General features: G+C 62.9%; 2 protein-coding genes. Both read right to left on the reverse strand.

Translation table 11 applies throughout. From position 1 onward, the window contains the following. On the reverse strand, window positions 1-267 hold a 267-nt coding region (locus tag D1614_RS23950), incomplete at its 3' end, for a hypothetical protein (protein WP_206610152.1). Next, the coding region (locus D1614_RS23955; RefSeq protein WP_175579308.1) for a winged helix-turn-helix domain-containing protein at window positions 264-687 on the reverse strand (424 nt) is incomplete at its 5' end. The genes D1614_RS23955 and D1614_RS23950, both read right to left, overlap by 4 nt.

Genomic DNA, 687 nt, shown 5'->3' on the forward strand with positions numbered 1-687 from the left:
GTCCGCGCTCTGGATGCGGGCAACAAAATCCGTGCGGTGCTGCAAGGCATCCCGGATACGGCCACGAACGTCGTCCGGCGAACTGGATTCGGCGACCTTGCGGATCACGTTCACGTTCTCGTACAGCGCGGTGAAGTCCTCGACAGCGAAATGCCGTTCCATGGCCAAGGCAATGACAATGCCCAGGCCAAGCAATACCGCCGCGGAGCAGCACGAGAAATAGGCGGTCAGCCGCGCAGTCAGGGATAGACGCAGACGCCTCCTCATTCGTGGTCCTCCGGGCCTTCCAGGACATAGCCCATACCGCGCACCGTATGGATGAGCTTGGGCTCGAAATTGTCGTCGATCTTGGCTCGCAGGCGCCGGATTGCAACGTCGATCACGTTGGTGTCGCTGTCGAAGTTCATATCCCAGACCTGCGAGGCGATCAGCGAGCGCGGCAGGACCTCTCCACGGCGGCGCACCAGGAGCTCAAGCAGCGAGAATTCCTTGCTGGTGAGGGCGATCTTCTGGCCACCGCGCGACGCGCGACGCCGCGTCAAGTCCAGCACCAGGTCCGCAACCTGAACCCGGTCCGCACTGACAGGCGAACTGCCCCGGCGCAAGAGCGTGCGCACCCGCGCCAGCAGATCGGAGAAGGCAAACGGCTTGACGAGATAATCGTCAGCCCCGAGCTCAAGGCCTTTG

Origin of the sequence: Maribellus luteus (assembly GCF_003576475.1) — a bacterium.
Lineage (GTDB): Bacteria > Bacteroidota > Bacteroidia > Bacteroidales > Prolixibacteraceae > Draconibacterium > Draconibacterium luteum.